Annotated in this window: 23 protein-coding genes; 9 read left to right on the forward strand and 14 right to left on the reverse strand. The window is 74.5% G+C overall.

The features are described 5' to 3' along the window. Positions 1–142: 142 nt before the first annotated feature. Entirely contained in the window at positions 143–631 is a 489-nt protein-coding gene (locus ACI8AP_RS16740) for an ATP-binding protein (protein WP_456590486.1), read from the forward strand. After that, a complete protein-coding gene (locus ACI8AP_RS16745; RefSeq protein WP_456590487.1) occupies positions 628–1560 on the forward strand; it encodes an RNA polymerase sigma factor SigF in 933 nt (310 codons plus the stop codon). The genes ACI8AP_RS16740 and ACI8AP_RS16745 overlap by 4 nt, the downstream gene beginning before the upstream one ends. A gap of 73 nt (positions 1561–1633) precedes the next feature. On the opposite strand, the gene ACI8AP_RS16750 is transcribed toward ACI8AP_RS16745, so the two are convergent. Both ACI8AP_RS16750 and ACI8AP_RS16755 read right to left on the reverse strand, forming a co-directional pair. Continuing rightward, positions 1634–2863 carry an SPFH domain-containing protein gene (locus ACI8AP_RS16750; protein WP_456590488.1) on the reverse strand — a complete coding sequence of 410 codons (1230 nt, stop codon included), beginning with the start codon at positions 2861–2863 and terminating at the stop codon, positions 1634–1636. Between the two features lie 77 nt (positions 2864–2940). Further along, entirely contained in the window at positions 2941–3375 is a 435-nt protein-coding gene (locus tag ACI8AP_RS16755) for an NfeD family protein (protein ID WP_456590489.1), read from the reverse strand. Between the two features lie 73 nt (positions 3376–3448). Between ACI8AP_RS16755 and ACI8AP_RS16760 the strand changes: the two genes are divergently transcribed. After that, the gene (locus tag ACI8AP_RS16760; RefSeq protein WP_456590490.1) at positions 3449–4183 is read left to right on the forward strand and encodes a hypothetical protein; all 735 of its coding nucleotides are present in this window, start codon (positions 3449–3451) and stop codon (positions 4181–4183) included. A gap of 141 nt (positions 4184–4324) precedes the next feature. On the opposite strand, the gene ACI8AP_RS16765 is transcribed toward ACI8AP_RS16760, so the two are convergent. Genes ACI8AP_RS16765 through fabG form a run of 3 tightly spaced genes read right to left on the reverse strand, consistent with a single transcriptional unit; the run spans position 4325 to position 6967 of the window. Beyond that, positions 4325–5473, reverse strand: a complete 1149-nt coding sequence (locus ACI8AP_RS16765) for a ferrochelatase (RefSeq protein WP_456590491.1) — start codon at positions 5471–5473, stop codon at positions 4325–4327. 37 nt (positions 5474–5510) lie between these two features. After that, positions 5511–6281, reverse strand: a complete 771-nt coding sequence (fabI, locus tag ACI8AP_RS16770) for an enoyl-ACP reductase FabI (RefSeq protein WP_456590492.1) — start codon at positions 6279–6281, stop codon at positions 5511–5513. Then, entirely contained in the window at positions 6281–6967 is a 687-nt protein-coding gene (gene fabG / locus ACI8AP_RS16775) for a 3-oxoacyl-ACP reductase FabG (protein ID WP_456590493.1), read from the reverse strand. Before fabG ends, fabI begins: the two co-directional genes overlap by 1 nt. 154 nt (positions 6968–7121) lie before the next feature. On the opposite strand from fabG, the gene ACI8AP_RS16780 reads away from it, so the two are divergent. Further along, complete coding sequence (locus ACI8AP_RS16780) at positions 7122–7334, forward strand: zinc-ribbon domain-containing protein (protein WP_456590494.1); 213 nt, start codon at positions 7122–7124, stop codon at positions 7332–7334. Here the strand turns inward: ACI8AP_RS16780 and ACI8AP_RS16785 are convergent, their stop codons facing one another. Continuing rightward, on the reverse strand, positions 7335–8108 hold the full coding sequence (locus ACI8AP_RS16785) for an IclR family transcriptional regulator (RefSeq protein ID WP_456590495.1): 774 nt from the start codon (positions 8106–8108) through the stop codon (positions 7335–7337). 82 nt (positions 8109–8190) lie between these two features. Here ACI8AP_RS16785 and ACI8AP_RS16790 point away from each other — a divergent pair, with 82 nt between their 5' ends. Then, entirely contained in the window at positions 8191–10113 is a 1923-nt protein-coding gene (locus ACI8AP_RS16790; RefSeq protein WP_456590496.1) for an FAD-binding monooxygenase, read from the forward strand. A 168-nt stretch (positions 10114–10281) separates the two neighbouring features. Further along, positions 10282–12807: a crotonase/enoyl-CoA hydratase family protein gene (locus ACI8AP_RS16795; protein ID WP_456590497.1), complete on the forward strand. Its 2526-nt coding sequence runs from the start codon at positions 10282–10284 to the stop codon at positions 12805–12807. Between the two features lie 18 nt (positions 12808–12825). On the opposite strand, the gene ACI8AP_RS16800 is transcribed toward ACI8AP_RS16795, so the two are convergent. Further along, entirely contained in the window at positions 12826–13737 is a 912-nt protein-coding gene (locus ACI8AP_RS16800) for a diacylglycerol/lipid kinase family protein (RefSeq protein ID WP_456590498.1), read from the reverse strand. 87 nt (positions 13738–13824) lie between these two features. Between ACI8AP_RS16800 and ACI8AP_RS16805 the strand changes: the two genes are divergently transcribed. Further along, positions 13825–14034, forward strand: a complete 210-nt coding sequence (locus tag ACI8AP_RS16805; protein ID WP_456590499.1) for a PF20097 family protein — start codon at positions 13825–13827, stop codon at positions 14032–14034. On the opposite strand, the gene ACI8AP_RS16810 is transcribed toward ACI8AP_RS16805, so the two are convergent. The 3 genes from ACI8AP_RS16810 to ACI8AP_RS16820 form a co-directional block, all read right to left on the reverse strand. Next, positions 14031–15266, reverse strand: a complete 1236-nt coding sequence (locus ACI8AP_RS16810) for a 3-deoxy-7-phosphoheptulonate synthase (protein WP_456590500.1) — start codon at positions 15264–15266, stop codon at positions 14031–14033. The genes ACI8AP_RS16805 and ACI8AP_RS16810 overlap by 4 nt on opposite strands. Next, positions 15263–17401 carry a DEAD/DEAH box helicase gene (locus ACI8AP_RS16815; RefSeq protein ID WP_456590501.1) on the reverse strand — a complete coding sequence of 713 codons (2139 nt, stop codon included), beginning with the start codon at positions 17399–17401 and terminating at the stop codon, positions 15263–15265. The genes ACI8AP_RS16810 and ACI8AP_RS16815 overlap by 4 nt, the downstream gene beginning before the upstream one ends. A gap of 343 nt (positions 17402–17744) precedes the next feature. Next, positions 17745–18809 carry a helix-turn-helix transcriptional regulator gene (locus ACI8AP_RS16820; protein ID WP_456590502.1) on the reverse strand — a complete coding sequence of 355 codons (1065 nt, stop codon included), beginning with the start codon at positions 18807–18809 and terminating at the stop codon, positions 17745–17747. 132 nt (positions 18810–18941) lie between these two features. On the opposite strand from ACI8AP_RS16820, the gene ACI8AP_RS16825 reads away from it, so the two are divergent. Both ACI8AP_RS16825 and ACI8AP_RS16830 read left to right on the forward strand, forming a co-directional pair. Then, positions 18942–20372: an amidase gene (locus ACI8AP_RS16825; protein WP_456590503.1), complete on the forward strand. Its 1431-nt coding sequence runs from the start codon at positions 18942–18944 to the stop codon at positions 20370–20372. Between the two features lie 256 nt (positions 20373–20628). After that, positions 20629–21357 carry an ANTAR domain-containing protein gene (locus ACI8AP_RS16830; RefSeq protein ID WP_456590504.1) on the forward strand — a complete coding sequence of 243 codons (729 nt, stop codon included), beginning with the start codon at positions 20629–20631 and terminating at the stop codon, positions 21355–21357. Between the two features lie 119 nt (positions 21358–21476). On the opposite strand, the gene ACI8AP_RS16835 is transcribed toward ACI8AP_RS16830, so the two are convergent. The 4 genes from ACI8AP_RS16835 to ACI8AP_RS16850 are packed head-to-tail and all read right to left on the reverse strand — an operon-like array spanning position 21477 to position 25669. Continuing rightward, the gene (locus ACI8AP_RS16835; RefSeq protein ID WP_456590505.1) at positions 21477–22673 is read right to left on the reverse strand and encodes an NAD(P)/FAD-dependent oxidoreductase; all 1197 of its coding nucleotides are present in this window, start codon (positions 22671–22673) and stop codon (positions 21477–21479) included. Further along, the gene (locus ACI8AP_RS16840) at positions 22670–24019 is read right to left on the reverse strand and encodes an FMN-binding glutamate synthase family protein (protein ID WP_456590506.1); all 1350 of its coding nucleotides are present in this window, start codon (positions 24017–24019) and stop codon (positions 22670–22672) included. The genes ACI8AP_RS16835 and ACI8AP_RS16840 overlap by 4 nt, the downstream gene beginning before the upstream one ends. Positions 24020–24032: 13 nt before the next feature. Continuing rightward, a complete protein-coding gene (locus ACI8AP_RS16845) occupies positions 24033–24773 on the reverse strand; it encodes a GltB/FmdC/FwdC-like GXGXG domain-containing protein (protein ID WP_456590507.1) in 741 nt (246 codons plus the stop codon). Continuing rightward, positions 24761–25669, reverse strand: a complete 909-nt coding sequence (locus ACI8AP_RS16850) for a hypothetical protein (protein ID WP_456590508.1) — start codon at positions 25667–25669, stop codon at positions 24761–24763. Before ACI8AP_RS16850 ends, ACI8AP_RS16845 begins: the two co-directional genes overlap by 13 nt. Between the last annotated feature and the right edge of the window lie 28 nt (positions 25670–25697).

A 25697-nucleotide genomic window follows, 5' to 3' on the forward strand; every position in this document is an offset into this window, starting at 1 on the left:
CGCCGGCGCCGGTCGGGTAGGCAGCAGTCTTGTGCACCGATCGGTGCCGGTCCGCGCCGCCACCGGTGGCCGGGCCGACCGGCACGGGGCACCACCGCGGCTCGAAGGTCGAGTGCGCCGGGAACGAAGGAGCGGACGACGGATGGTCGATTCGAGGGCCCCCCTCGCGCAGGACGGACGGCGTGCGGAGCGACTGGAGCTGCGGGTGCCCACCACCGCGACCCAGCTGCCCGCGGTCCGGGCCATGGCCGGTGACCTGGCGATGCGGATGGACTACGACCTCGACGCGGTGGAGGACCTCCGTCTCGCGGTCGACGAGGCCTGCGCCACCCTGTCGACGATCGTCCAGGGGGACGCGCCGCTGACGGTCGTCTTCGAGACCACGCGGGCCGGCCTGCACATCAACGCCTGGGTGCCCACCGCGGACGGCACGGAGGTCCCCACCGACGGCTTCGGGTGGGCGGTCCTCGCCGCCCTGGTCGACTCGGTCGAGGGCCGGCGCTCCACCGAGCGCGAGGTCCCGGGCGGGACCGGCAGCGACTCGCCGGTGGCCGTGATCGCCCTCGCCAAGTACCTGCCGGGGCAGCACCCGGCGGGCGTGGGCGACGAGAACCTCTCGGTGGCCCGGTGAGCAGGTCGGCCGCCGCCGCCGACTCCATCGAGGAGGAACCCCTGGACGCCACCGAAGGCACGCCCGTCGACCCCTCGGCCGAGCAGCCGGTCGAGACCCCGGACGAGCCCGCGCCCGGCCTCCCCGGCCCGCCGGCCGCCCCCGAGCCCGATGCGCCACCGCTGTCGGAGAACCGGCGCCGGGCCGAGCGCACGGCGCCGCTGTTCGCCGAGCTGGCCACCCTCGACAAGGACGACCCCCGCCGGGAACGGCTGCGCGAGATCCTCGTCGAGGAGCACCTGCCCCTGGTGCGGCACTTCGCCCGGCGGTTCAGCAACCGCGGCGAGCCCTTCGACGACCTGCTGCAGGTCGGCACGCTCGGGCTGATCGCCGCGATCGACCGGTTCGACCCGACACGGGGCGTGGAGTTCCTCTCGTTCGCCGTCCCGACGATCACCGGCGAGATCAAGCGGCACTTCCGCGACCAGGGCTGGTCGGTGCGCGTACCGCGCCGGCTGCAGGAGCTGCACCTGTCGCTGAACGCCGCCGTCGGCGAGCTGGCGCAGAAGAACGGCCGGGCCCCGACCCCCAGCGAGCTGGCCGAGCACCTGGGCATCCCCCGCGCCGAGGTGCTGGAGGGGCTCGCCGTCGCCAACGCGTACCGGAGCAGCTCGCTGGACGAGCGGCTCTCCGGTGAGGACGACTCCCCCACCCTGGCGGCGACGCTGGGCGAGGAGGACGCGGCGCTCGAGGGCGTGGAGTACCGCGAGTCGCTGCAGCCGCTGCTGGCCACCATCCCGGCCCGGGAGCGGCGGATCCTGATCCTGCGGTTCTTCGGCAACATGACCCAGTCGCAGATCGCCGCCGACATCGGCATCTCGCAGATGCACGTCTCCCGGCTGCTCAGCCAGACGCTGGCCAAGCTCCGCGAGGGCCTGCTCAAGGACTAGACCCCGGCAAGCACCGGAGGCTCTGCCCGCGCCCGGAGAGGGGCGTAGGCAGAGCTTCCGGTGTCTCGTGCTGCTACTGCTGCGACCCGTACGGCGGGTCGGCGTCCGGCGGGTCGATCTCCGCCGGACGGTTGCGCGGGTCCGCCGCGGGACCGGACTCCCGCACGTCCTGCTTCACCTGCGACAGCGGCGGCGGTGTCGGCACCGCCGGGGCGCTGTCGGTGATCGACGACAGCTCGATCTTGGCCTCCGGCTGGTCGGCTGCTCGCGGCAGCTGCGACTCGAACCAGCTGCTGGTGTCCAGGCCGCCGTCCTTCGGGCCGCCGCCGCCGTCGCCGGACGGCTCGACGTCCATCCACGACTTCCCGCCCTCGGCGCCGCCCAGGCTGGCCAGCCCCTCGAGCGCCTTGCTGAACTCGCTGGGCACGATCCACATCTTGTTGGCGTCGCCCTGGGCGATCTGCGGCAGCGTCTGCAGGTACTGGTAGGCCAGCAGCCCCTGGTCGGGCTTGCCGTCGTGGATGGCCTGGAACACCGTCTCGATCGACTTCGCCTGCCCCTGCGCCTGCAGGTAGAGCGCGGCGCGCTCACCCTCGGCGCGCAGGATCCGGCTCTGCCGCTCGGCCTCCGCCTCGAGGATCGCCGACTGCTTCTTGCCCTCCGCGGAGAGGATCGCCGCGGCCTTCTCACCCTCGGCGGTCGTGATCGCCGACTGACGGGCACCCTCGGCGGTCAGGATGATGGCGCGCTTGTCGCGGTCGGCGCGCATCTGCTTCTCCATCGAGTCCTGGATGGACGGCGGCGGGTCGATCGCCTTGATCTCCACGCGCGCCACGCGCAGCCCCCACGGCCCGGTCGTGCCGTCGAGGACCGAGCGCAGCTGGCTGTTGATGCCGTCGCGGCCGGTCAGGGCGCCCTCGAGGTTGAGGCCACCGACGACGTTGCGCAGCGTGGTCGTGGTCAGCTGCTCCATGCCGGTGATGTAGTTGGCGATGCCGTAGACGGCCAGTCGCGGATCAGTCACCTGGAAGTAGACGACGGTGTCGATGCCGACCTGCAGGTTGTCGGCGGTGATGACCGGCTGCGGCGGGAACGAGATGACCTGCTCGCGCAGGTCGATGGTGGCCCGCACGCGGTCGATGAACGGCACGAGGATCGACAGGCCCGGCGACAGGGTCCGGCTGTACCGGCCCAGTCGCTCGACGACCTTGGCCTGCGCCTGGGGGACGATCGTCACGCTCTTGGCGATCACGATGATCACGAGCACGGCGATGACGATCAGTGCGATGAGTGCCGCATCCACGGCGAGCTCCCTTCGTCGGGGGTCACCGTTGATCCTGCCCTGCCGGGTCCCCCGGGTCAGCACCTTGGGGACAGGCGTCACTCCAGCGCGTCGCCGACGACCGCCGTCGCACCGTCCACCTGCAGGATGCGCACCGTCTCACCGACGCCGAAGGACTCCGCGCTGTGCTGGCTGCGCGCACTCCACTCGTCGGCCCCGAGCCGGATCCGGCCACCGGAGGCGTCCACGGGCTCGGAGACCTCCGCCGTCTTGCCGATGAGCGTGTCGACGCCGTCGAGCTGGAGCGGGGTGCGATCGGTCAGCTGCCTCTTCGCCAAGGGGCGCACCGCCACCAGGAGCACCCCCGACACGATGATGAAGGTGGCGAGCTGCAACCACAGCGCGCCACCCAGCAGCGCGACGGTCATGCCACCGAGTGCGCCACCGGCGAGCATGAGCAGCACCAGGTCGAGGGTGAGCATCTCGCCGACGGCCAGCGCCCCTGCACCGATCAACCACAGCAACCACGCCATGCACCAAGTCTGGCAGAGCCGCGGCCCCGGGAGGCCGCGCGGCGGCCCGGCCGCGCCGACGTAGCCTCGACCGGTGCACGACTACCCCGCCGGCCGGCTCGCGGTCTGGACGACCGCCTGGCTGGGCGGGCGCGCCTCCTACGACGAGACGCTGGAGGCGCTGACCGGCGAGCACGCCCACCTCGTGGCCGGCATGCCCGGGAGCGCCGGGACGGTGCCGCTCGGCGAGGCGCTGACCGCGCTGCGCGGCCTGCGCGAGCAGCGGCTGCGGCTGGTGCTGCCGGTACCCGGCGACGTGCGCGGGCTGCCTGCGGTGCCGGGCCTGGCCGCCGCGGCGCTGGAGGCGGGGCAGGCCGCCGTCGGGACCCGGCTGGTCCTGGTCCCGCGGACCGGCCCGGAGGTCGTCACCTGGACGGCGTTCCCGCTCGACGGTGCGGCGCCCCCGCCGCCGCCTGCGGAGGGCAGGCTGCGCGCGGTCTCCGGGGCGCTCGACCTCGCCGTCACCGACGCCGCCCGGACGCTGGCGGACCTGGACCTGGCACGCTGGCACCCCGAGGTCCCCGCGCTGCTGGCCGACCTGGCACGCCCCAAGCCGGCCCCCGGCCTGCCGTTCGACCACGACCCGCTGGCGCTGTCGGTGCTCGGGCGGGCGCAGCGGCTGGCGGCCGTGCTCGACCTCGCGGCCACCGACGCACCCGGGGCAGCGGTCAACCAGGCCCAGATCGCCGCCCGCGACGCCGCCCTGCGTCCGCTCTCCGACGCGGTGCGCGAGGCGGTCACCGCCGCGTACAACGACGTCCCCCGATGACACCGCGGCCACGTGCCGTGCCCTGCACCGTGCAGCCGTTGCATCGGGGGTAGGGACGACCCTGCCACGCTCTGGGGGTGTTCCGCGCGCCCCGCGGGTCCTGCAGGGCCCCCGGAGCGGGAGCACGGCCCCCAGAGCGGGTCAGCCGGCGGCGGGACGGCTCGGGCGCGGCGGGACGAAACAGCAGGACGCCGGGCAGTTGGTGCCCAGGCGCGGCTCGCCCCCGACGCGTCGCTCCTCGAGCAGCCCGCGCAGCGAGGTCACGAACGCCGGGTGCGTCCCCGCCGTCGCCGCGCGGGCGAAGGCGAGGCCCAGCCGCTCGGCGGTCTCCTTCGCCTCGTTGTCGAGGTCCCAGATCACCTCGAGGTGGTCGCTGACGAAGCCGACCGGGAAGAGGACGACGGCGGTCTCCCCCGCCTCCGCCAGCGCCTCCAGGTGGTCGTTGACGTCCGGCTCCAGCCACGGCACCGACGGCGGGCCGCTGCGGCTCTGCCACACCAGGTCGAACGGCCGGCCCGGGGCGGCGAGGTCGACGACCTGCTGCGCGGCGGCCATCAGCTCCGCCTCGTAGGCGTGCCCCTCCGGTCCGGCGACGGCGGCCATCGTGTCCGGGATGCTGTGCGCGGTCGCCACGAGGCGGGCGGAGGCGCGCAGCTCCTCGGGGAGCTCGGCCAGCGCCGCGGCGAGCGCGTCGGCGTTGGCCCGCACGAAGCCGTCGGCGTCGAAGTAGTGCGGGAGCTTCTCCGCGGTCGGGCCGCCCGGGGCGGCGGCGTCGCCGGTCAGCGCGGCGCGGGCGCGGGCGATGTCCTCGTGGTACTGCCGGCAGCCGGAGAAGGAGGCGTAGGCCGACGTCGCCAGCACGTAGGCGTGCTGGATGCCGTCGTCGGTCATCTGCTGCCAGACGTCCTCGACGTAGGGCGCCCAGTTGCGGTTGCCCCAGTAGACCGGCAGGTCGATCCCCGCCGAGCGGAGCTCGGCCTCCAGCGCCGCGAGCAGCGCCTTGTTCTGGTCGTTGATCGGGCTCACGCCGCCGAAGTGGTGGTAGTGCTCGGCGACCTCCGCCAGCCGCTCGCGCGGGATGCCCCGCCCGCGGGTGACGTTCTCGAGAAAGGGCATGACGTCGTCGTGGCCCTCCGGGCCGCCGAACGACAGGAGCAGCAGCGCCTCCCGCCGGCCGGGCGGGGCAGGCTCGGCCGACGGCGCGACGCCGCCGTTGTTGCGGACGGCGAGCGAGGGGTCCTCGTCGGGTCGCTGACCGGCAGGAGTGATGTCGACGATTGCGCGGGGCACGTGGGTTCTTCCTGTTGCGGGGCGTCGACGGATGCACTCACACGCCGACGGCGTGGAAGCCCCCGTCGACGTGGACGATCTCGCCGGTGGTCGCGGGGAACCAGTCCGACAGCAGGGCGACGACGGCCTTGCCGGCGGGCTCCGTGTCGGTGACCGACCAGCCCAGCGGGGCCCGTCCCTCCCACGCCTCCTCGAACTGCTTGCTGCCCGGGATGGACTTCATGGCCATGCTGCGCAGCGGGCCGGCGGCGACGATGTTGGACCGCACGCCCTCCGGGCCCAGCTCGCGGGCGACGTAGCGGCTGACCGACTCCAGCGCCGCCTTGGCCGCGCCCATCCAGCCGTAGACCGGCCAGGCGACGGTCGCGTCGAAGGTCAGCCCGACGACCGAGGACGGGTTGGCCAGCAGCGGCCGGCAGGCCTGGGTGAGCGAGGCGTAGGACCAGCTCGACACCTGGAACGCGGTGGCGGCGTGCTCCCAGGCCACCTCGGGGAAGCCCTCGCCCATCGCCTCCTGCGGGGCGAAGCCGATGGAGTGCACCACGCCGTCGAGGCGGTCGAAGCCCTGCTCGCGCAGCCGGTCGGCCAGCGTGGTCAGGTGCTCGGTGTTCGTCACGTCGAGCTCGACGACGGCGGCCTCCTGCGGCAGCCGCTTGGCGATCCGCTGGCACAGCGACAGGGCGCGGCCGAAGTTGGACAGGACGACGGTGGCGCCCTGCTCCTGCGCGATCCGCGCGGTGGCATACGCGATCGACGCCTCGGTGAGGACCCCGGTGACCAGGATCTTCTTGCCGTCCAGGATGCCCATCAGTGCCCCATTCCGAGTCCGCCGTCGACCGGGACGACCGCCCCGGTGATGTAAGCCGCCGCGTCCGACGCCAGGAAGCGCACGACGCCGGCGACCTCGTCGGCGTCGGCGTACCGGCCCAGCGGCACCTGGCCCAGGATCTCCTGCTGCCGGGCCTCGGGCAGCTCCGCGGTCATGTCCGTGGTCACGAACCCGGGTGCCACCACGTTCGCGGTGATGTTCCGGCTGCCGAGCTCGCGCGCGATCGACCGGGCCAGGCCCACCAGCCCGGCCTTGCTCGCCGCGTAGTTCGTCTGTCCGGCCGAGCCGAGCAGCCCGACCACCGAGGACACGAACACCATCCGGCCGGCCCGGGCGCGCACCATCTTCGGGGTCGCGCGCTTGGCGACCCGGTAGGCGGCGGTGAGGTTCGCGTCGACGACGTCGGCGAAGTCCTCTTCCTTCATCCGCATGAGCAGGCCGTCGCGGGTGATGCCGGCGTTGCTCACCAGCACCTCGACCGGCCCCTGGTGCTCCTCGACCTCGCCGAAGGCGCGGTCGACGTCCTCGGCGCTGGTGACGTCGCACCGGACGCCGAACAGCCCGTCGGGGGCGCCGCTGCCGCGGTGCGTCACCGCGACCGAGTCGCCCTGCTCGGCGAACGACCGGGCGATGGCCAGCCCGATCCCCCGGTTACCGCCGGTCACCAGTACCGACCTGCCCACGTGCCACTCCCCTGCGCCGACGACCCGGTGTTCCGGTCCGAACCTAGCCCTTGGGCGCAGGTCACACCGCCTACCGGCCGGTAGGGGCCGCGGGGGACGACGCGCGCGCGTCGCAGCGATCGTCCACGCTGACGGGATGTTCTTCCTCTTCGGCTTCGGGACCAAGCAGCGGGACGCGGGCCCGGGGGCGACCCGCACCTGTCCCCGGTGCGGCAACACCGCGCGGTGGACCCGGGTCCGGCAGTTCCGGCAGCTCACGGTCTTCTTCGTGCCCGTCCTGCGGTGGCGACGCCGGCAGCTCGAGGTGTGCCCGGTCTGCGGGGCCGCGGTGGACGCCCGGGCCGGGTGATCAGCGCCGGCCGCCGGCCGTTCCGCCGTCGGACCGGCCCGCGTCCAGCGCGCGCGCGACCGCCCCCGCCGCCTCGGCCAGGTGGCCGACCCACTCCGGCAGCCGGTCGCGGGAGTACCGCGCGGAGGGTGCGGCCAGGGAGAGCCCCGCACCGTCGAGCCCGCCCGCCGCCGGGACGGCGACCCCGACCGCCGTCAGCCCCGCCTCGGTCGCCTGGTCGTTGAGGGCGAAGCCCCGACGCCGGACCGTGCGCAGCTCCCGCTCCAGCCGGGCGGCCGCGGGCTCGTCCAAGCCGGCGAGGACGTCGGCCCGGCGCTCGGCGCCGAGAGCGGCGAGCACCGCCTTGCCGCCCGAGGTGAGGTGGGCGGGCAGCGCCCGCCCGGTGCGGTCGCCGACGCGCAGCACCTGGTGGCTCTCCACCGTCGCCACGAACCGGACCTCCCGACCGGCCAGCAGCATGACGTTGGCCGTCTCCCCCACCGCGTCGACGAGCCGCCGCAGGCGCGGCAGGGCGGCGTCCCGCAGGAGGGCGACCGACGCCGGGGGCGCCGTGGCCGGACGCAGGGCCGATCCGGGCCCGTACCGGCGATCGGGCAGCTGCTCGGCGAAGTCCCGGTAGACGAGCATCCCGAGCAGCCGGTGGGCCGTGGACGCGGAGACGCCCAGCCGACCGGCGACGTCGGTCACCCGCATGGGGCCCTCCTGCTGCAGAAGGCTGGCCAGCAGGAGAGCGGAGTCCACCGAGCCGATCGCGTACGCGGGCTTGTTCTTCACCGCAGAAAACTCTATTCCCCTCCGCGGGAAGTGGGGCAGCGTCGCGGGTGCCAGCACACGTACGGATGTCAGGGGACGAGACGTGCAGTTCTACCTCGACGGCTACCGGCCCGGCGACCCGCTGGTCGAGGAGCCGCACCCGTCGGTCGCCGACCGGCCGGAGGGGCTGCCCACCGAGGCGGACGTCGTCATCGTCGGCACCGGCCCGGCCGGGCTCGTGCTCGCCGCGCAGCTGGCCGCCTTCCCCGACATCCGCACCGTCGTGGTCGACCGGCGGGACGGGCCCCTGCAGGTGGGCCAGGCCGACGGAGTGGCCTGCCGCACGGTCGAGATGTTCGAGGCCTTCGGCCTGGCCGACCAGCTCGTCGCGGAGGCCTACTGGGTCAACGAGGTGGCCTTCTGGCGGCCCGACCCGGCCGACCGCACCCGCATCGCGCGGACCGGTCGCGTCCAGGACGTCGAGGACGGGCTCTCGGAGTTCCCGCACGTCATCGTCAACCAGGCGCGGATGCAGGCCTGGCTCCGCGAGCACATGGCCCGCTCGGCCAGCCGGCTGGCGCCCTCCTACGGGCTGCACGCCACCGGCGTCGACGTCGACACCAGCGGCACCTCGGACCACCCGGTCACCCTCACCCTGCAGCACCTCCGGGGCGGGCGGGCGACGGGCGAGGTCTCGACGGTCCGGGCGCGGTACGTCGTCGGCTGCGACGGCGCGCGCAGCAGCATCCGCACGGCGATCGGCCGCGAGCTGGTCGGCGATGCGATGAACCAGTCGTGGGGTGTCATGGACGTCCTCGCCGTCACCGACTTCCCCGACATCCGGCTGAAGGCGGCGATCCACTCGGCCAACCAGGGCAACCTGCTGATCATCCCGCGCGAGGGCGGCTACCTGGTCCGGCTCTACATCGAGCTCGACGCCGTCGCCGACCGCGAACTCCGCGACCGGCGCGCCGTCACGCCGGAGAAGCTCGCCGCGGTGGCCAACCGGATCCTGCACCCGTACTCCATCGAGGTGAAGGGCGTCGGCTGGTGGTCGGTCTACGACATCGGCCAGCGGCTCTGCGACAGGTTCGACGACGTGCCGGCGGAGGAGACCGCGACGCGCCTGCCGCACGTCTTCATCGCCGGCGACGCCTGCCACACGCACAGCGCCAAGGCGGGCCAGGGCATGAACGTCTCCATGGCCGATGCCTGGAACCTCGGCTGGAAGCTGGCCGCGGTGCTGCGCGGCACCGCCCGCCCGGAGCTGCTGCACACCTACTCCGCGGAGCGGCAGGCGATCGCCCAGGAGCTCATCGACTTCGACCGCGAGTTCGCCCGCATGTTCAGCGCGCCCCCGAAAGAGGACGAGAGCGACCACGGCGTCGACCCCGAGGAGTTCCAGCGCTACTTCGTGCAGCAGGGCCGGTTCACCGCCGGCGTCGCCACGCGCTACGCGCCGTCGATGATCACCGGGAGCACCGAGCACCAGTCGCTCGCCGCGGGCTACCCGGTCGGCATGCGCTTCCACTCCGCCCCGGTGATCCGGGTCGCCGACGCCAAGCCGGTGCAGCTGGGGCACGCGGCCCGGGCCGACGGCGCCTGGCGGCTCTACGTCTTCGCCGACTCCACGGAGCCCGCCGACCCCGGGTCGCGGGCCCGGGCGCTGCTGGAACACCTCGGGTCCGAGAACTCACCCCTGGCCCGGTACACCCCCGACGGCGCCGAGCCCGACTCGGTGATCGACGTCCGCGCGATCTTCCAGCAGGAGCACCGCGAGCTGGCCGTCGACCGGTTGCCGGCGGTGCTGCTGCCGCGGAAGGGCCGCCTCGGGCTGGTCGACTACGAGAAGGCCTTCTCCCCCGACCACGCCGCCGGGAACGTCTTCGCGATGCGGGGCATCGACCGGGAGCGCGGCTGCATGGTCCTGGCGCGACCCGACCAGCACGTGGCGGCGGTGCTGCCCCTGGACGCGGAGGACGAGCTGGCCGACTTCCTCGCCGGAGTGCTGGTCGAGGCACGGTAGCGGCCCGGCGCGAGCCCCGGCATCGGTGAGCGCACCTGCGCCGCGTCCCCCCACCCCCGCACGGCGGCACCCGGTGTGCCCGCCCGGGAACAGGGGTAGGCGCGTTGCCGGCCAGGGCCGTCCCCGGACGGCCGCCACGACCAGGCACCGAGGAGTGATCCGCCCGCCATGCCGTTCTGGCCGCGCCGGCGTCGGGAGCCACCCTGGGTGCGCCGGTTGGGCGGCGGGCACCCGTGGCTGCTCACCGCCGAGCAACGCGGGAACTCCGCGACAACGCTACCGGCGTGGCGGGAGGGCAACGCGGTGGACGCGGTCGTCGACGGGCGCCCCTATCTCCGGCAGCTGCGCGCGGTGCTGGACGCCGCCGGCGCGGAGGACCTCGTCCTGCTGGCGAGTTGGCGCGCCGAACCGGAGGAGCTGCTCGACGACGACGGTCCGCCGTTCGCCGCGGCACTGGTCGGCGCCGCCCGCCGCGGTGCTGACGTCCGGTTGCTGCTGTGGCGGTCGCACGCGACGGCGCTCGGCTTCACCCTCGGCCCCCACCGGGAGCTGGCGCGAGCGGTGCACGCGGCGGGGGGTGAGGCGGTGCTGGACGCGCGGGTGCGACCCCTGGGGTCGCACCACCAGAAGCTCGTCACGGTCACCGGCGCGACGGGTGAGGTCGCCTTCCTCGGTGGCATCGATCCGGCCCGGACCCGCCGGGACGGGCCGGCGCACACCGGCGACCCGCAGCGGCAGCGGTTCAACGCCGCGTACGGCCCGACCCCGGCCTGGCACGACGTCCAGCTGCGGCTGACCGGGCCCGCGGTGCACGACCTGGCGACCGTGTTCCGGGAACGGTGGGCCGACCCGGCACCGCCGGTCCGCTGGCCCTGGCAGCGCGTGACCGACCGGTTGCTCGGGGCGGCCCGCCCGGTCCACCCCGTCCCGCCGCCGTCACCTCCACCGGCGCCGAGCGGCACCTGCACGGTGCAGCTGCTGCGCACGTACCCCCGCCGCCGCCCTGCGCATCCCTTCGCCCCGGAAGGCGAGCGCAGCATCGCCCACGGCTACGCGAAGGCGCTCGCCCGCGCCCGTCGGCTGGTGTACGTCGAGGACCAGTACCTCTGGTCCAGCGAGGTCGCACGGATCTTCGCGGCCGCGTTGCGCCGGTCCCCGGAGCTGCGGTTGATCGCCGTCGTCCCCCGGCACGTCGACGGCGAGGGGCGCCTCGACCGGCCGGCCACCCTGCGCGGCCGCAACGCGGCCTGGCGCACCGTGCTGGCCGCCGGGGGCGAGCGGGTGCAGCTGTTCGACCTGGAGAACGAGGCCGGCTTCCCCGTCTACGTGCACGCCAAGGTGTGCATCGTCGACGACGTGTGGGCCGCCGTGGGCAGCGCGAACCTCAACCGGCGCTCCTGGACCCACGACTCCGAGCTCACCGCTGCCGTGCTCGACGAGTCGCGCGACGGTCGGGAGCCGGTCGACCCCGGTGGCCTGGGCGACGGCGCACGGACCTTCGCCCGCCGGCTGCGGCTCGACCTGATGCGCGAGCACCTGGACCGGGCCGAGGGCGACGACGCCGACCTCCTGCACGCCGACGACGCGGTGGCGGCGATGCGTCGATCCGCGGCGGCGCTCGACGCCTGGCACGACAGCGGCCGCCGCGGACCGCGACCGACCGCGACGCCCGAGCCCAGCACCGTCAGGTCCTCGTCGACGGGGAACCAGCCGGGCACCTGGGCCTGGAACTCCTGCCGCTGGGTGGTCAGGTGCAGCACCCCGGCGCCCACCATCGTCGCGCCGAGCAGCAGCCGGGCAGCGGTACGGGGCAAGGAGGTCATGGCGCAGCGTAGGCAGGGGCGTCGACCCCACCCACCGCGCTCGTTGACACGCCGGTCCGGCCGCCCGTACACAGCGGAGGTGGACAACGACGTGTCGCGCCGGGTGGCGCTCGAGGTGGCCGACGGCGTGGCGACGGTGCGGCTGGACCGGCCGGAGAAGCTGAACGCGCTGGACCCCGCGATGTTCGAGGCGCTCGTCGCCGTCGGGACCGGGCTGATGGAGCGGGACGATGTCAGCGCGGTGGTGCTCACCGGGGCCGGCCGGGCCTTCTGCGCCGGCCTGGATTTCGGTTCCTTCGCCGCGATGGCCGAGGGCGGCGAGCGCGTCGTCGTCGCCCGGGAGCCGCTGGGCGCGGCGGGTGCGCTGGCCCAGCAGGCCGTGCACGTGTGGTCGCTGGTGCCCGCCCCGGTGATCGCGGCGGTCCAGGGCGTCGCGTTCGGCGGCGGCCTGCAGATCGCCCTCGGTGCCGACATCCGGCTGGTCGCGCCCGACGCGCAGCTGTCGCTGATGGAGATCCTGTGGGGCATCGTGCCGGACATGTGCGGCACCCAGCTGCTGCCCGAGCTGGTCGGCCGCGACGTCGCCAAGGAGCTCGCGCTGACCGGGCGGAAGGTGTCGGGTGCCGAGGCGGTCCGCCTCGGGCTGGCCACCCGCGAGGCCGCCGACCCGCTGGCCGCCGCGCTCGAGCTGGCCAGCGAGATCGCCGGGCACAGCCGCAGCGCCACCCGGGCGGTCAAGCGGCTGGTCGACCTCGCCGGGCGGGTGCCGCTCGCCGAGGGGCTGGCCGCCGAGCAGGCCGAGATCGGCGCCCTCATCGGCTCACCGGAGCAGGCCGCGGTCGTCCGCCGCCGGCTCGGGAACCGCGCCTGAGCAGCCGCTCCCGACCCGCTACCGCGGGACGAGGACCGACCAGGCGGCGGGCTGCACCCGCCACGTGCGGGCGACGGCGATCTCGTCGAGTTCCCCGTCGGCGTCGACGGCGACGGTGCTCCCGGACAGGCGCACCTCCCGGGCGCGCGCCACCAGCACGTCGTCCCGCTCGACGTGACCGCCGGTGGTCAACGCCGTCCCGAAGGCCACCCGCGCCACCGGTCCGGTGGCGACGCTCACGACGACGTCGGCCTCCCCGTCGTCGGGCCGCGCGTCCGGCGCCAGCGGGGTGCCGCCCCCGATGGTCGAGCCGTTGCAGATCCCGACCATCAGCACGCCCAGCCGGCCGTCGGCGGCCCACTCGCCGGTCGCGGCCACCTCCCCGTCGATCTCGACGCACAGCTCCCACCCGGCGCCGGACACCCCGGCGATCGCGGCGCCCAGCGGGTAGGCCGCCGCGCCGAGCCGCCTCTTGAGCCGGTGGGCCTCGGCGGCCGCGGCGGCGCCCACCCCGGCGTGCACGGCGTTCACGACGATCCCGCCCGCGTCGTCGCGCAGGAGGTCCAGCCGGCGGGGCCGGCCGGCCAGCACCGCGGCCGCGCCCTCGGCCGGGTCCAGCGGCAGCCCCAGGCTGCGGGCCAGGTCGTTGCCCGTGCCGCAGGCGATGATGCCGACGGGGTCCTCGGGCGTCAGCCGGCCCACCCGGTCGAGGGCGGCCACCACCGCGTGCACGGACCCGTCCCCGCCCAGCGCGACCACCCGGCGGCCGGTGTCGTCGCGCAGCACCTCGTCCAGCTCCGCGGCGTCACCGGTGGCGGCGACGGCGACGTCGGCGCCGGTGCGCAGCTCTGCCACCGCCGCCTCGACCGCCTCGTCGTGCGCGGTACCGGCCGCCCGGTTCACCACCAGGAGCAGTGCGTCGTCGGGCACGGGGCCTCCTCGCTCGACTCGTCGGGACGGGGACGCCCCCTGTGGCAGCATGACGGTCGCCGACCGTAGCGCTGCCGAGGAGCCGCCGTGCCACTGCCCGCCACCTGCCCCCGCTGCAGCAGCGGGCTCGAGCGGGGACACATCGCCGGCCAGTCGATCTACCTCAACTGGATCCCCGAGGGCGAGTCGGTCGGGGTCACCGCCCTCGGCAAGGAGCACCTGGCCACCGGCTCCCTGCTCCGGGCTCCCCAGCTCCCCGCGGCGCGCTGCCCCTCCTGCGGGCTGGGGGTCTTCTAGCGGGCAGCGCCCCGCCGGGCCCGGGCCGCCTCGGCCAGCTCGGCCAGCATCAGCTCGGTCGTCGGCAGGTCGACGCAGGCGTCGGTGACGCTGCAGCCGTACTCCAGCCGCTCCGGGTGCCGCTGGTCCAGGTCCTGCCGGCCGGCGACCAGATTGCTCTCCACCATCACGCCGCGGATGGCCTGCTCCCCGCCGGCGATCTGGCCGGCCAGGTCGCGCACCACCTCGATCTGGCGCAGGTGGTTCTTCTGGCTGTTGCCGTGCGAGGCGTCGACGACAACGACCTCCGGCAGCCCGCGCGCGGCCAGCCGGCGCTTGGTGTCGGCGATGTGCGCAGCGGAGTAGTTGGGGCCGTCCTTGGCGCCGCGCAGGATGACGTGGCCGGTGTCGTTGCCCGTCGTCGACAGCTGGGCGGAGACGCCGTGGGCGTCCACGCCCAGGAACTCGTGCGGCGCGCGCGCCGTCACCATCGCCTGGATCGCGGAGTCGACGCTGCCCTCGGGCGAGTTCTTGAACCCGACGACCGAGGAGAAGCCGGACACCCGCTCCCGGGCGGTCTGGTCGGTGACGTTGCGCGCCCCGACGCCGTTGTAGGTGACCAGCCCGTTGACGTACTGCGGCGTCAGCGCGTTCAGCGGTTCGGCGGCCACCGGCACACCCGCCGCCGTGATGCGGCGCATGAGCATCCGGGTGGCGACGAGTCCGACGCTGATCCGGCTCGACCCGTCCAGGAACGGGTCGTAGGCGAAGCCCTTCCAGTCGACCTCGGTGCGCGGCTTCTCGGTGTAGGTCCGCATGAGGATCTCGAGGTCCGCACCGTGCCGTTCGCGCATGCGCGCGATGAAGGCGGCGTACTCGAGGGCGGCCTCGGGGTCGTGGATCGAGCACGGCCCGGCGATGACGGCGAGGCGGTCGTCGGCACCGGTGAGAACGCCGGCCACCGCCCGGCGGGCCGCCCGCGTCGTGGCGGCCGAGTCAGGCGGTACCGGCACGGCGGCGGCGACCGCGGCCGGGGTGACGACGACGCTCAGGCCGGTGATCCGCGCGTTGACCAGGTCCGACAGGTCGGCGGCGTCGTCCGGTGCGACGCCGACCTGCCGCTGGACGACGGGCAGCAGCTCGGCCAGCTCGGCGTCGATCCGCCGGTTGACGCGGGTCTGCACCTCGAGCAGCAGCTCGGCCACCCGCGTCGCCGCGGCCAGGATCGGTTCCGCGGTCTGCTGGTCGGTCATCGGTTCTCCAGGGCGTCGGTGAGCAGCGCGACGAGCGCCTCCAGCTGGACATCCGCCGAGGCCTGCATCTCCTCGTCGGAGCCGTCCAGGGCCCGCGCGGCCAGCCCGGCCTTGCTGTCGATGAGCTCGGCGATCCGGGCGTCGAGGGTCTGCGCGGCGATGATCCGCCACGCGGTGACCGGCTCGGTCTGCCCGATGCGGTGGCTGCGGTCGATGGCCTGGGTCTGCTCGGCGTCGGTCCAGGACAGCTCGGCGAGCACGAGGTCCGACGCGACCTGCAGGTTCAGCCCCACCCCGGCCGAGGTCAGCGAGCAGACGGCGACGGCGACGTCCGGGTCGTTGACGAACGCGTCGATGTTGCGTTGCCGCACCGAGGGCGTCTGGTCACCGCGGATCGAGGAGTACCGCAGGCCGATGCCCTCGAAGGTCTCCTCGGCCACGTCCATCACGTCGACGTGCTTGGCGAAGAAGACCACCTTGCCGGCGCTGCGGGCCAGCTGCGCGGCGTAGTCGGCGGCGAGCCCGGCCTTCGCCTGGCCGATGCGGCGCATCATCCCGAAGACGTTCTCGCCGGTGGTCTTCGTGCTGGTGTCCTTGAGCTCCCAGCCGGCGACCTTGCGCACCAGTTCGCGGTCGATGCCCTCGACCTCGGTGGCCGACTCGCGCGCGGCCAGGGCGCTCTCGTAGCGCTTCACCAGCCGTCGGGCGAGCTCCCGCTCGGCCGCCCGGATGGACCGGCCGGCCTTGTCGTCGAGCTCGACGGGGAGGTCGGCGATGCGGCGGGCGGGGATGTCGGCGGCCACGTCCACCTTGCGACGGCGCACGATGCCCTGGTCGATCACGCACTGGCGGGCCGCTGGGTAGAAGCCCGGGTCGGCCGGGGTCAGGCCGGTCTCCTCGAGGCACTCCATCAGCCGCCCGAGCGGCTTCTCGTCGTCGATCCAGCCGAGGAACTGCCAGATCGCCCGGAAGTCGTCGATGTCGTTGATCAGCGGGGTCCCGGTGAGGGCCATCAGCAGCGGCCGCCCGGCGCGGGTCCGGATCCGCTCGGAGAGCTCGAGCACGTGCTGGGAGCGCTGCGAGGTCTTGTTCTTGATGAAGTGCGCCTCGTCGACGACCATCCCGCCGAAGCCGAAGCCGCCCAGCCAGCCCACGTGCCGGTCGAGCACCTCGTAGTTGACGATCACGATGTCGGCGAAGCCGTCGGCGTTCTCGCCGTTGCCCTGGATCACGGTGGCCCGGCGCTGGGGCACCCAGCGGGCGGCCTCCCGGGCCCAGTTGGTCTTGACGACGTTGGGGACGACGACGAGCAGCGGGAACGCCTGCGCCGCCTCGGCCGCCAGCAGCGACTGCGCCGTCTTGCCCAGGCCGGGCTCGTCGGCGAGCAGGAAGGTGCGGTGGCCGTTCGCCGCCGCCGCGACCAGCTGCCCCTGGTGCGGCATGAGCTCCAGCCCCGCCGGGGTGAACTGGGAGCTCGGGAACGGCAGCGGCATGCACGCCGGGGCGCCGCCGCCGGCGCGCTCGAAGGAGTTGAACAGGGGCTCGAGGAGCTCCCAGCCGGCCAGCCGGCGCGGGCGGACGGTGCTCTGCCGGGCTGCCTCGAAGTCGGGGGCGAGGAACGGGTTGGCCAGCTGCCGCGAGATGACCGACTGCGGCACCACCTGGCGCTCGGCGGCGGCGGAGGTGGCGGCGGCCACGGGGGCGGCCGGGGCCGGCGTCGGGTCCTCCTCCACCGGCACCTCGACGCCGGCTGCGGCGAGCAGCTCCCGCCGGTGCGACCGCGCCGCCTCCGAGGCGACGGCGTCGTCGGAGAGCAGCGCCAGCAGGCCGGAGTTCCGCACCGCGGTGGTGGCCAGGATCGTCGCGATGCCGTCCAGGCGCTTGAGCTGTTCGGCCCGGCGGGCCTCGCCGGTGTCCTGGTCGGCCTGCACCCGGGCGCGCTCCTCGCGCAGCACCAGGGCGATCGCCTGGAACTCCGCGCGCACGGAGGGGGTCACGCGGTCGCGCTTGACCGCCGCTTCGACGTCCCGGACGGCGCGGGCCAGCACGGCGACGACGTCACCGTCGCGCACGCGCCGCTGGGTGCGCGGGGCGCCGCGCCGGGCGCTCGTCGAGCGCCGTCCTGGTCGAGCCACGAACTCCTCCTCTGCACTGCCCGGCACGGTCGCCGCGGCAGGACGTGCACGCGGCCCCGCGGGCGGACGGTGCAACCGCACCGGCACCGCCCAGTACCGCGCGGACCCGGACCCGCTGGTGCACCGGGCACCGACGCGGGGGCCATGCCCCCGAGCCGGGTTCGGTCCGCCGGCCGCCGGTCGATGGCGGCGGCACCGACCGCGCGAGCAGGCGTGCTGCCGGGCGGGGCGGTGCCGGCGAGCAGCCGGTACGCCCTCCACAGTAGCCCCCCGGCGGCCTCGCGGCGGGAGCGCGGGTCCGTGGGCCCGCCCCGGCCGCACGCGCCGGTGCGGCGCGCGTCGGTCAGGCCGGTCGTGGCGCAGGGGTACGCGCCCGCGTGCCCGGCGCGGTCGAGGAACCCGTCCGGGCGGGGGCCGGTGCGGCACCGCGCCCCGCGCGTACCAGCCCGACCGCGACCGCGAAGGCGACGGCGCCGGCCCGGTTGCCGCAGTCGAGCTTGGCGAGCAGGTGTTCCACGTGCGTGGCCACAGTCCGCTCCCCCACTCCGAGGGAACGCGCCACCATCCGGTTGGTCGCGCCGGTCGCCAGCGCGGCCAGCACCTCGAGCTCGCGCAGCGACAGCCCCGCCGGTGGTGCGGACGCCCGGTGCTCGACCACGACCCAGCGGCCCGCCGGACGCGCTTCCACCGCGAGCAGCTCCGCGCCGGTGATCACCAGCAGGTGACGCCCCATCCGCGAGGGCCACCGCGCCGGCTGGAGCAGGGCGGCCAGCGGAGATGCCGGTGCGACCAGCGACGGCCGGCCGGACGGCGTCAGCACCAGCCACCGCCCGTCCGCCGGCGACCAGGCGAAGGCCCCCGCGTCCTCCGCCACCGGGACCGCTGCACCTTCCAACGGATCCAGGAGACAGGTCAGGTCCGCCGACATCAACCGGAGCACGCCCGCCGTCTCGTCGTCCACCTCCCCGTCCGCGGTGGAGGCGTGCACCGAGCCGACGTACCGCCCGGCCGCCGACAGGCACAGGGTCACGCCGTCGGTGAACCGGGCCGGTCGGATCACCTCCTCGAACATCAGCCCACGACGCTGGTCGGGCCGGATGTCGTGCACCCGCAGCGGTCGCCCCTGGCTGCGGGCGACCGGGAACCGCGGGTCCTCGTGGAAATGCGCCTCCATGAGCGCGAGCGCGTCCTCGCGGTAGCCGGCGCTGGCCACCGTCCGGTGCCGCCCGCGCACCGGGTCCCACTGCGAGACGGCCGCGGCCGACGGTCGGACCACGGACAGCAACGCTTCGAGCACCGCATCGGCGCGACCGGACTGGGCCTCGCCGCGAACCACCGCATCCGCGGCGTCCCGCACGGCCAGGGCGGCGCCGAGCCGCGATGCCCCTGAGCCGGAAGCGGACCTCATGCGGCATCCAAGCACGCACTCGAGCCACCCGGTAGCTGCCCGGTGGTCCGCATTTCCACCGATGTGCACCGCCCGGCCACCGGGCAGCATCCGTCGCCGACGCGAGAACCGGCCGACGACGAAGGAGTGACCGTGGAGGTCTCCGAGTACACCGAGCACGACGCCACCGGGCTGGCCGGCCTGGTCCGCACCGGGCAGGTCTCCCACGAGGAGGTGCAGAAGGCCGCCCGGACCGCCGTCGAGTCGGTCAACGGTGAGCTCAATGCCCTCGTCGGCGACCTGTTCGACAGGCCGCTGGCCGCCAGCGCCGACGGCCCGTTCGCCGGGGTGCCCTTCGTCATCAAGGACCTCGTCATGCATGCCGAGGGCGTTCCCCAGCGGGACGGCTCCCGGCTGCTCGGCCCCGGCATCCCCTTCCCCTACGACACCGCGCTGATGCGGCGGTTCCGGGAGGCCGGCCTGGCCGCCATCGGAGTGAGCGCCTGCCCCGAGTTCGGCTTCAACGCCACCACCGAGTCGGTGGCCAACGGCCCGACCCGCAACCCCTGGGACACCTCCCGCTCCCCCGGCGGCTCCAGCGGTGGATCGGCGGCGCTGGTCGCCGCGCGTGCCCTTCCCGTCGGGCACGCGAACGACGGCGGAGGTTCGATCCGCGTGCCGGCCGCTGCTACCGGCCTGGTCGGCCTGAAGCCCTCCCGGGGGCGGATCACCGTCGCACCCGACTTCGCCGATCCGCTGCTCGGCCTCGGCGTCGAGTTCGCCGTGACCCGGACCGTCCGCGACGCGGCCGGGCTGCTCGACGCCCTGCACGGCTCCGAGCCCGGCGACAAGTACCTGCTGCCGGAGCCGGTGACCAGCTTCCGCGACGCGGCACGCCCGCCGTCGCGGAAGCTGCGGATCGCCGTCGCCACCGCTGCGCCCAACGGCGTCCCGGTCGACCCCGCCTGCGTAGCTGCCGTCCGCGCCGCCGCCGAGGCCCTCGCGGCGGACGGGCACGCCGTCGTCGAGGCGGCACCGGAGTTCGACGTGGAGGCGTTCGACACGGCCAACCTCGCCGCCTGGTGCAGCTTCCTGGCCGACGGGGCGTACGGGGCCGCCGCCGCGCTCGGTGTGGAGCTCGGCAGCGACGTGCTGGAGCACGCGACGCTGGCCTGCGCCGAGTACGGCGCCTCTCTCACCGCGATGGACCTCTACGCCGCCGACCGCGTGTTCAACGCGACCACCCGCGCCATCGCCCAGTTCTTCCTGCGCCACGACGTGCTGCTGACGCCGACGACGGCCGCCCCGAACACCGCCCTGGGTCACCTGGACCAGAACGACCCGAGCCTGGACGCGCGGGGCTGGTACGACCGGATCTTCGCGTTCGCGCCGTTCACCGCGCCCGCCAACGTGACGGGCATGCCCGCGGTCAGCGTCCCCGGCATCCCGACGGCCGAGGGGTGGCCGGTCGGGGTCCAGCTCTGCGGTCGCTACGCCGCCGAAGCGACGCTGCTGTCCGTCGCCGCCTTCTTGGAGGAGGCGCTCCCGTGGGCCGGCCGCCGGCCCGCGGTCCTCGCCGGCTGAGCCCTGCCGCCGCGCGCAGCGGGGACCGCGACGGCGTGGTGCGCAGGTCTCGTCGCCCGCCCGGTCGACAGGCCGCTGCACGCCGGGACCGCCGCGTCGGGGGCGTGGGCCCGGGAGGGGCCGCGTAAGCTCTGCCTGAGCCCAGACATCGTCCGGGCACCCCTGGTGCGTCAAAACAGCGGCGCAGCGAAGTGAGACACCCGGTACGGGTGCGCCGCCGAGGTCACCTTCGGTATGAGCCAGACCGGAGGCCCTGGTGGCCCGCATTCCCGACCGCCGATCCACCCACGCCACCGCTGCGCTGGAGAACCTCGGGCGGCTGTCGCTGCGCGAGCTGTCGATGGAGAGCCTGCTGCAGTCGCTGGCGGACCAGGCCAAGAGCGTCATGCCGGGCGCCCCGGAGGCATCGGTCACCCTCGTCATCGAGGGCGAGGCGACGACGGTCGTGGACACCGGCCCACTCGCCCTGAACCTGGATCGCGCGCAGTACGCGAGGGGCGCAGGGCCGTGCCTGCACGCTTCCCGCACCGGTGTCGCGACCGAGATCGTCGACACCCGTGTCGAGCACCGCTGGCCCGACTACGCGCGGCAGGCCGCCGAGCGCGGCAACCTCAGCTCGCTGTCGGTGCCGCTCGTGTTCGCCGGCGAGCGAGAGCTCACCGGCGCGCTCAACATCTACGCCCGCGAGGTCGCAGCCTTCGACGAGACCAGCCGCGCGGTGGCGACCGGGTTCGCTCCCTACGCGGGCATCGCCGCCGCGAGCGTGCGGGCCTACCGGGGCGCCCAGGAGATGGCCGACCACCTGCAGACCGCGCTCGCGTCCCGCGCGGTCATCGAGCAGGCCAAGGGCATCCTGATCGAACGGCACAAGCTGACCGCCGACCAGGCGTTCCACCTCCTGGTCACGGCGTCGATGACGACGAACACCAAGCTGCGCGACGTCGCCGACCACCTGGTCCGCACCGGGGAGCTCCTGAGCCCCTGACCGTGGTGCCGTCGGCCCCCTGCCGGCCGCGTGGCGAGCGGAGCGCTCGGGGCCCGTCCACCCGTGTGGGCCAGGGACTGCGACGCAGGGCCGAGGGCGACACATGAGGAGACGCCCGGTCAGCGCATCTCCCCCGCACCGACGTAGGGGAAGGGGCTGGTGAGGAGAGCGCCCTCCGCGAACCGCGACAACCGGAAGTCGGAGTCGGGGATGTCGGCGTCCGAGCTCTTGCCGTCGACGACCAGGTCGGCGACCAGCCGTCCCACCGCCGGCGAGATCTTGAACCCGTGCCCGCTGAAGCCGGCGGCGACCACGAGCGCCTCCACCGGCGTCTCCGAGATGACCGGGTTGAAGTCCGGGGTCACGTCGTAGCAGCCGGCGTAGGTGCCGGCGACCGAGGCGTCCGCCAACCCCGGGAACCTGTGCGAGATCTTCTCCACCGCCATCTCGAGGAACTCGTCGGTGGCACGGTTCAGGTAGGCGTCCGGGTCGGCGGGCTCCGGCGTGGAGAGGTCGCTGTTGCCGAACAGCAGCTGCCCGCCGCCGTCGGCGCGGATGTACTGCAGCGACACCAGGTCGGAGAAGACCGGCACCGGGCCGAGGTCGACCCCGGGGTCCAGCAGCACGATCGGCTCGCGGTGCACCCTGATCGGCAGGTCGAGGCCGTGCTCCGCCAGCAGCGGCACCGACCAGGGGCCGGCCGCGACGACGACGGTGCCGGCGCTGATCGCCGTCCCATCGGCCAGCCGGACACCGGTCGCGCGGCCGCCGTCGGCCAGCACCTCGGCGACGGCTGTGCCCTGGCGGATGCGGACGCCGAGGCGCCGCGCGGCCGCAGCGAACCCCTGGGCGGTCTGGTACGCGTCGCCGTAGCCGCCGCGCGCCTCCCAGGCGAAGGCGGCGAAGTCGGACAGGTCGGCCACCGGCCACAGGCGCGCGACCTCGGCGCGGTCGATCTCCTCGGTCTGCACCCCGACCGCCCGCTGGTTGGCCAGGCTGGCCCGCAGGGCGGCGACGTTCGGCTCGCCGACGCCGACGACGTACCCGGTCTGCCGGAAGCCGACGTCGTCGCCGAGGACGTCCGCGGCGTTCTCGAACAGCTCGAGGCTGCGGGTGGCCATCGCCGCCAGCGAGGAGACCCCGTAGTGGCACCGCACGATGCCGCTGGACTTGCCGGTGCCGCCGGAGCCGACCGTGTCCCGCTCGCAGACGACGACGTCGGTCACCCCTCGTCGAGCCAGCGACCAGGCGATGGACGTGCCCTCGAGCCCGCCGCCCACGACGACGACGTCGGCGGTGGTGGCCGTCGCGGTCACAGCCCGTGCCCCGGGATCCAGCTGGTGCCGGCCAGCGGCACCCGGGCCATGGCGGCGGCCTCGATGGTGAGCGCGACCAGGTCCTCGGGCTCGAGCGAGTGCAGGTGGGCCTTGCCGCAGGCGCGGGCGATGATCTGCGCCTCCATCGTCATCACCCGGATGAAGTTCGCCAGCCGCCGGCCGCCCTGCACCGGATCGAGACGCTGCGCCAGCTCGTCGTCCTGGGTGGTGATGCCGGCCGGGTCGCGGCCCGCCTGCCAGTCGTCGTAGTACCCCGCCGCCGACCCGAGCCGGCGGTACTCCGCGTCCAGGTGCGGTGCGTTGTCGCCGAGGGCGATCAGGGCCGCGGTGCCGATCGCGACGGCGTCGGCCCCCAGGGCCATGCACTTGGCGACGTCGGCGCCGTTGCGGATACCGCCGGAGACGACGAGCTGGACCTTCCGGTGCAGCTCCTCCTCCTGCAGCGCCTGCACGGCCTGCGGCAGCGCCGCGAGCGTCGGGATGCCGACGTGCTCGATGAAGACGTCCTGCGTCGCGGCGGTGCCGCCCTGCATCCCGTCGAGCACGATGACATCGGCCCCGGCCTTGGCGGCGAGCTTGACGTCGTAGTAGGTGCGGGTGGCACCGATCTTGACGTAGATCGGCTTCTCCCAGTCCGTGATCTCCCGCAGTTCCCGGATCTTGATCTCCAGGTCGTCGGGGCCGGTCCAGTCCGGGTGCCGGCAGGCGCTGCGCTGGTCGACGCCCATCGGCAGGGTCCGCATGCCCGCCACCCGCTCGGTGATCTTCTGGCCGAGCAGCATCCCGCCGCCGCCGGGCTTCGCCCCCTGCCCGAGCACGACCTCGATGGCGTCGGCCATGCGCAGGTGATCGGGGTTCATGCCGTAGCGGGACGGGAGGTACTGGTAGACGAGGTGCTTGGACTGGCCGCGCTCCTCCGGGGTCATCCCGCCGTCGCCGGTGGTCGTGGAGGTGCCGACCTCGCTGGCGCCGCGGCCGAGCGCCTCCTTGGCGCGGCCGGAGAGCGCACCGAAGCTCATGCCGGCGATGGTCACCGGCGTGGCGAGGTGCAGCGGGTAGGTGGCGTTGCGGTCGCCGAGGACGACGTCGGTGTCGCAGCGCTCCCGGTACCCCTCGAGCGGGTAGCGGGACATGCTGGCGCCGAGGAACAGCAGGTCGTCGAAGTGCGGCACCCTGCGCTTGGCGCCGCCGCCGCGGATGTCGTAGATGCCGGTCTCCGCGGCGCGCTGGATGTCGGCGATGGTCGCGCGGTCGAAGGTGGCGGACTCGCGGAGGGCAGGGTCGGGGGGCAGGGCGGGCTGGCGCAAGGCAGGGTTGTCGGTCACGGGGTGCCCTTTCTCAGTACGCCGAGGCGTTGTCGACGTGGAAGTTGTAGAGCTGCCGGGCGGAGCCGTAGCGGCGGAAGGACGACGGGTCGGCGTCGACCCCGGAGGCACGGAGCAGGCCGGCCAGCTCGGCGAGGTGCTCGGCGCGCATCTCCTTCTCCACGCAGTCGGCCCCGAGCGACCTCACCGAGCCGGCCACGTAGATGCGGGCCTCGTAGAGGGAGTCGCCGAGCGCGTCGCCGGCGTCGCCGCACACGACCAGCCGGCCGGCCTGGCCCATGAAGGCGCTCATGTGGCCGACGTCGCCGCCGACGACGATGTCCACGCCCTTCATCGAGATGCCGCAGCGCGCCGCCGCCGACCCCTCGACGACGAGCAACCCGCCGTGCGCGGTGGCCCCGGCCGACTGCGAGGCGTTGCCGCGGATGCGCACGGTCCCGCTCATCATGTTCTCGGCGACCCCGACGCCGGCGTTGCCGTTGACGGTCACCGTCGCGGCCTTGTTCATGCCGGCGCAGTAGTAGCCGACGTGCCCGTCGACCACGACGTCGATGTCGGCGTCCAGGCCGACGGCGATGTTGTGCCGGCCGTCGGGGTTCGCGACCCGCCAGGTGGGGGCCTTCTCGGCGACGTCGACCGCGTGCAGCGCGCTGTTGAGCGCGCGGACGTCGGACACGGTCAGGTCCACGAGGGTGGGCTCGGCCAGCTCCACCCGTCCCTCCGCGAACTCCAGGGACGTGCTCAGCGCTGCCATGCGTAGACCTCTTCCGGCTCGGGCTCGAAGATGCGGGCGTTCTCGATGCCGGGCAGCCCGGCGAGGGCGCGGTACTCCGACGCCATGGCCACCCACTGCGGCGTCTCGGCGACGACGGCGGGCTTGCAGGCGATGGCGTCGCGGACCACGGCGAAGCTGTCCCGGTTGGCGACCAGCAGGGTGTAGAAGCCGTCGAACCGCTCGCAGAGCAGCTTCAGCGACTTCTCGAGGTCGTAGCCGGCGGCCAGCTGTGCGGCGACGAACCGGGCGCCGACCTCGGAGTCGTTCTCGCTGTCGAACGTCATACCGGCGGCCCGGAGCTCGCGGCGGATCGTCGCGTGGTTGGCGAAGGATCCGTTGTGCACCAGGCACTGGTCCGGGCCGACCGAGAACGGGTGCGAGCCCTGCGGCGTCACCGCGGACTCGGTGGCCATCCGGGTGTGCGCCACCCCCTGCCAGCCCTGCGCGGCGGCGAGGCCGAACTCGGCGGCGAGGGCCTGCGGGTGGCCGACCCCCTTGAGGACGGCGAGGTCCTCCCCCTGGCCGATGACGATCGCCTCGCCCTTCCCCACCCGCCCGACCGCCACGCGGACGGCGGCGACGAGCGTGTCGGGGTCGGTCGCGGCGTGCACCAGCAGCGTCTGCCCGGCGTCGACCACCACCGCCTCGGGTAGCCGCTCGCGCAGCGCCGTCCCGACCTCCTGGGCGCTCGCGTCTCCCGGGAGCAGCGACACCGTCGACTCCCCCGGCGGCGACCAGCGCGGATCGCCGTAGACGGCGATCCCGGCGGAGTCCGGTCCTCGCTCGGTGATCTGGCAGAGCATCCCGGTCAGCAGCTCACCGAGCCGGGGGTACAGGGAGGGCTCCCGCAGGTGGAGCCCGGCGATCCCGCACATGGGGGTGGTTCCTCTCGACGATCCGGCT

Source organism: Blastococcus sp. SYSU DS1021, assembly GCF_054050995.1.

Excerpts from the sequence above, each read along its gene's own strand:
- ACI8AP_RS16740 (WP_456590486.1), top strand. The coding sequence starts at position 143 with ATGGTCGATTCGAGGGCCCCCCTCGCGCAGGACGGACGGCGTGCGGAG.
- ACI8AP_RS16755 (WP_456590489.1), bottom strand. The coding sequence starts at position 3,375 with ATGGCGTGGTTGCTGTGGTTGATCGGTGCAGGGGCGCTGGCCGTCGGC.
- fabI (WP_456590492.1), bottom strand. The coding sequence starts at position 6,281 with ATGGGCATCCTGGACGGCAAGAAGATCCTGGTCACCGGGGTCCTCACC.
- ACI8AP_RS16780 (WP_456590494.1), top strand. The coding sequence starts at position 7,122 with ATGTTCTTCCTCTTCGGCTTCGGGACCAAGCAGCGGGACGCGGGCCCG.
- ACI8AP_RS16795 (WP_456590497.1), top strand. The coding sequence starts at position 10,282 with ATGCCGTTCTGGCCGCGCCGGCGTCGGGAGCCACCCTGGGTGCGCCGG.
- ACI8AP_RS16810 (WP_456590500.1), bottom strand. The coding sequence starts at position 15,266 with ATGACCGACCAGCAGACCGCGGAACCGATCCTGGCCGCGGCGACGCGG.
- ACI8AP_RS16820 (WP_456590502.1), bottom strand. The coding sequence starts at position 18,809 with ATGAGGTCCGCTTCCGGCTCAGGGGCATCGCGGCTCGGCGCCGCCCTG.
- ACI8AP_RS16845 (WP_456590507.1), bottom strand. The coding sequence starts at position 24,773 with ATGGCAGCGCTGAGCACGTCCCTGGAGTTCGCGGAGGGACGGGTGGAG.
- ACI8AP_RS16850 (WP_456590508.1), bottom strand. The coding sequence starts at position 25,669 with ATGTGCGGGATCGCCGGGCTCCACCTGCGGGAGCCCTCCCTGTACCCC.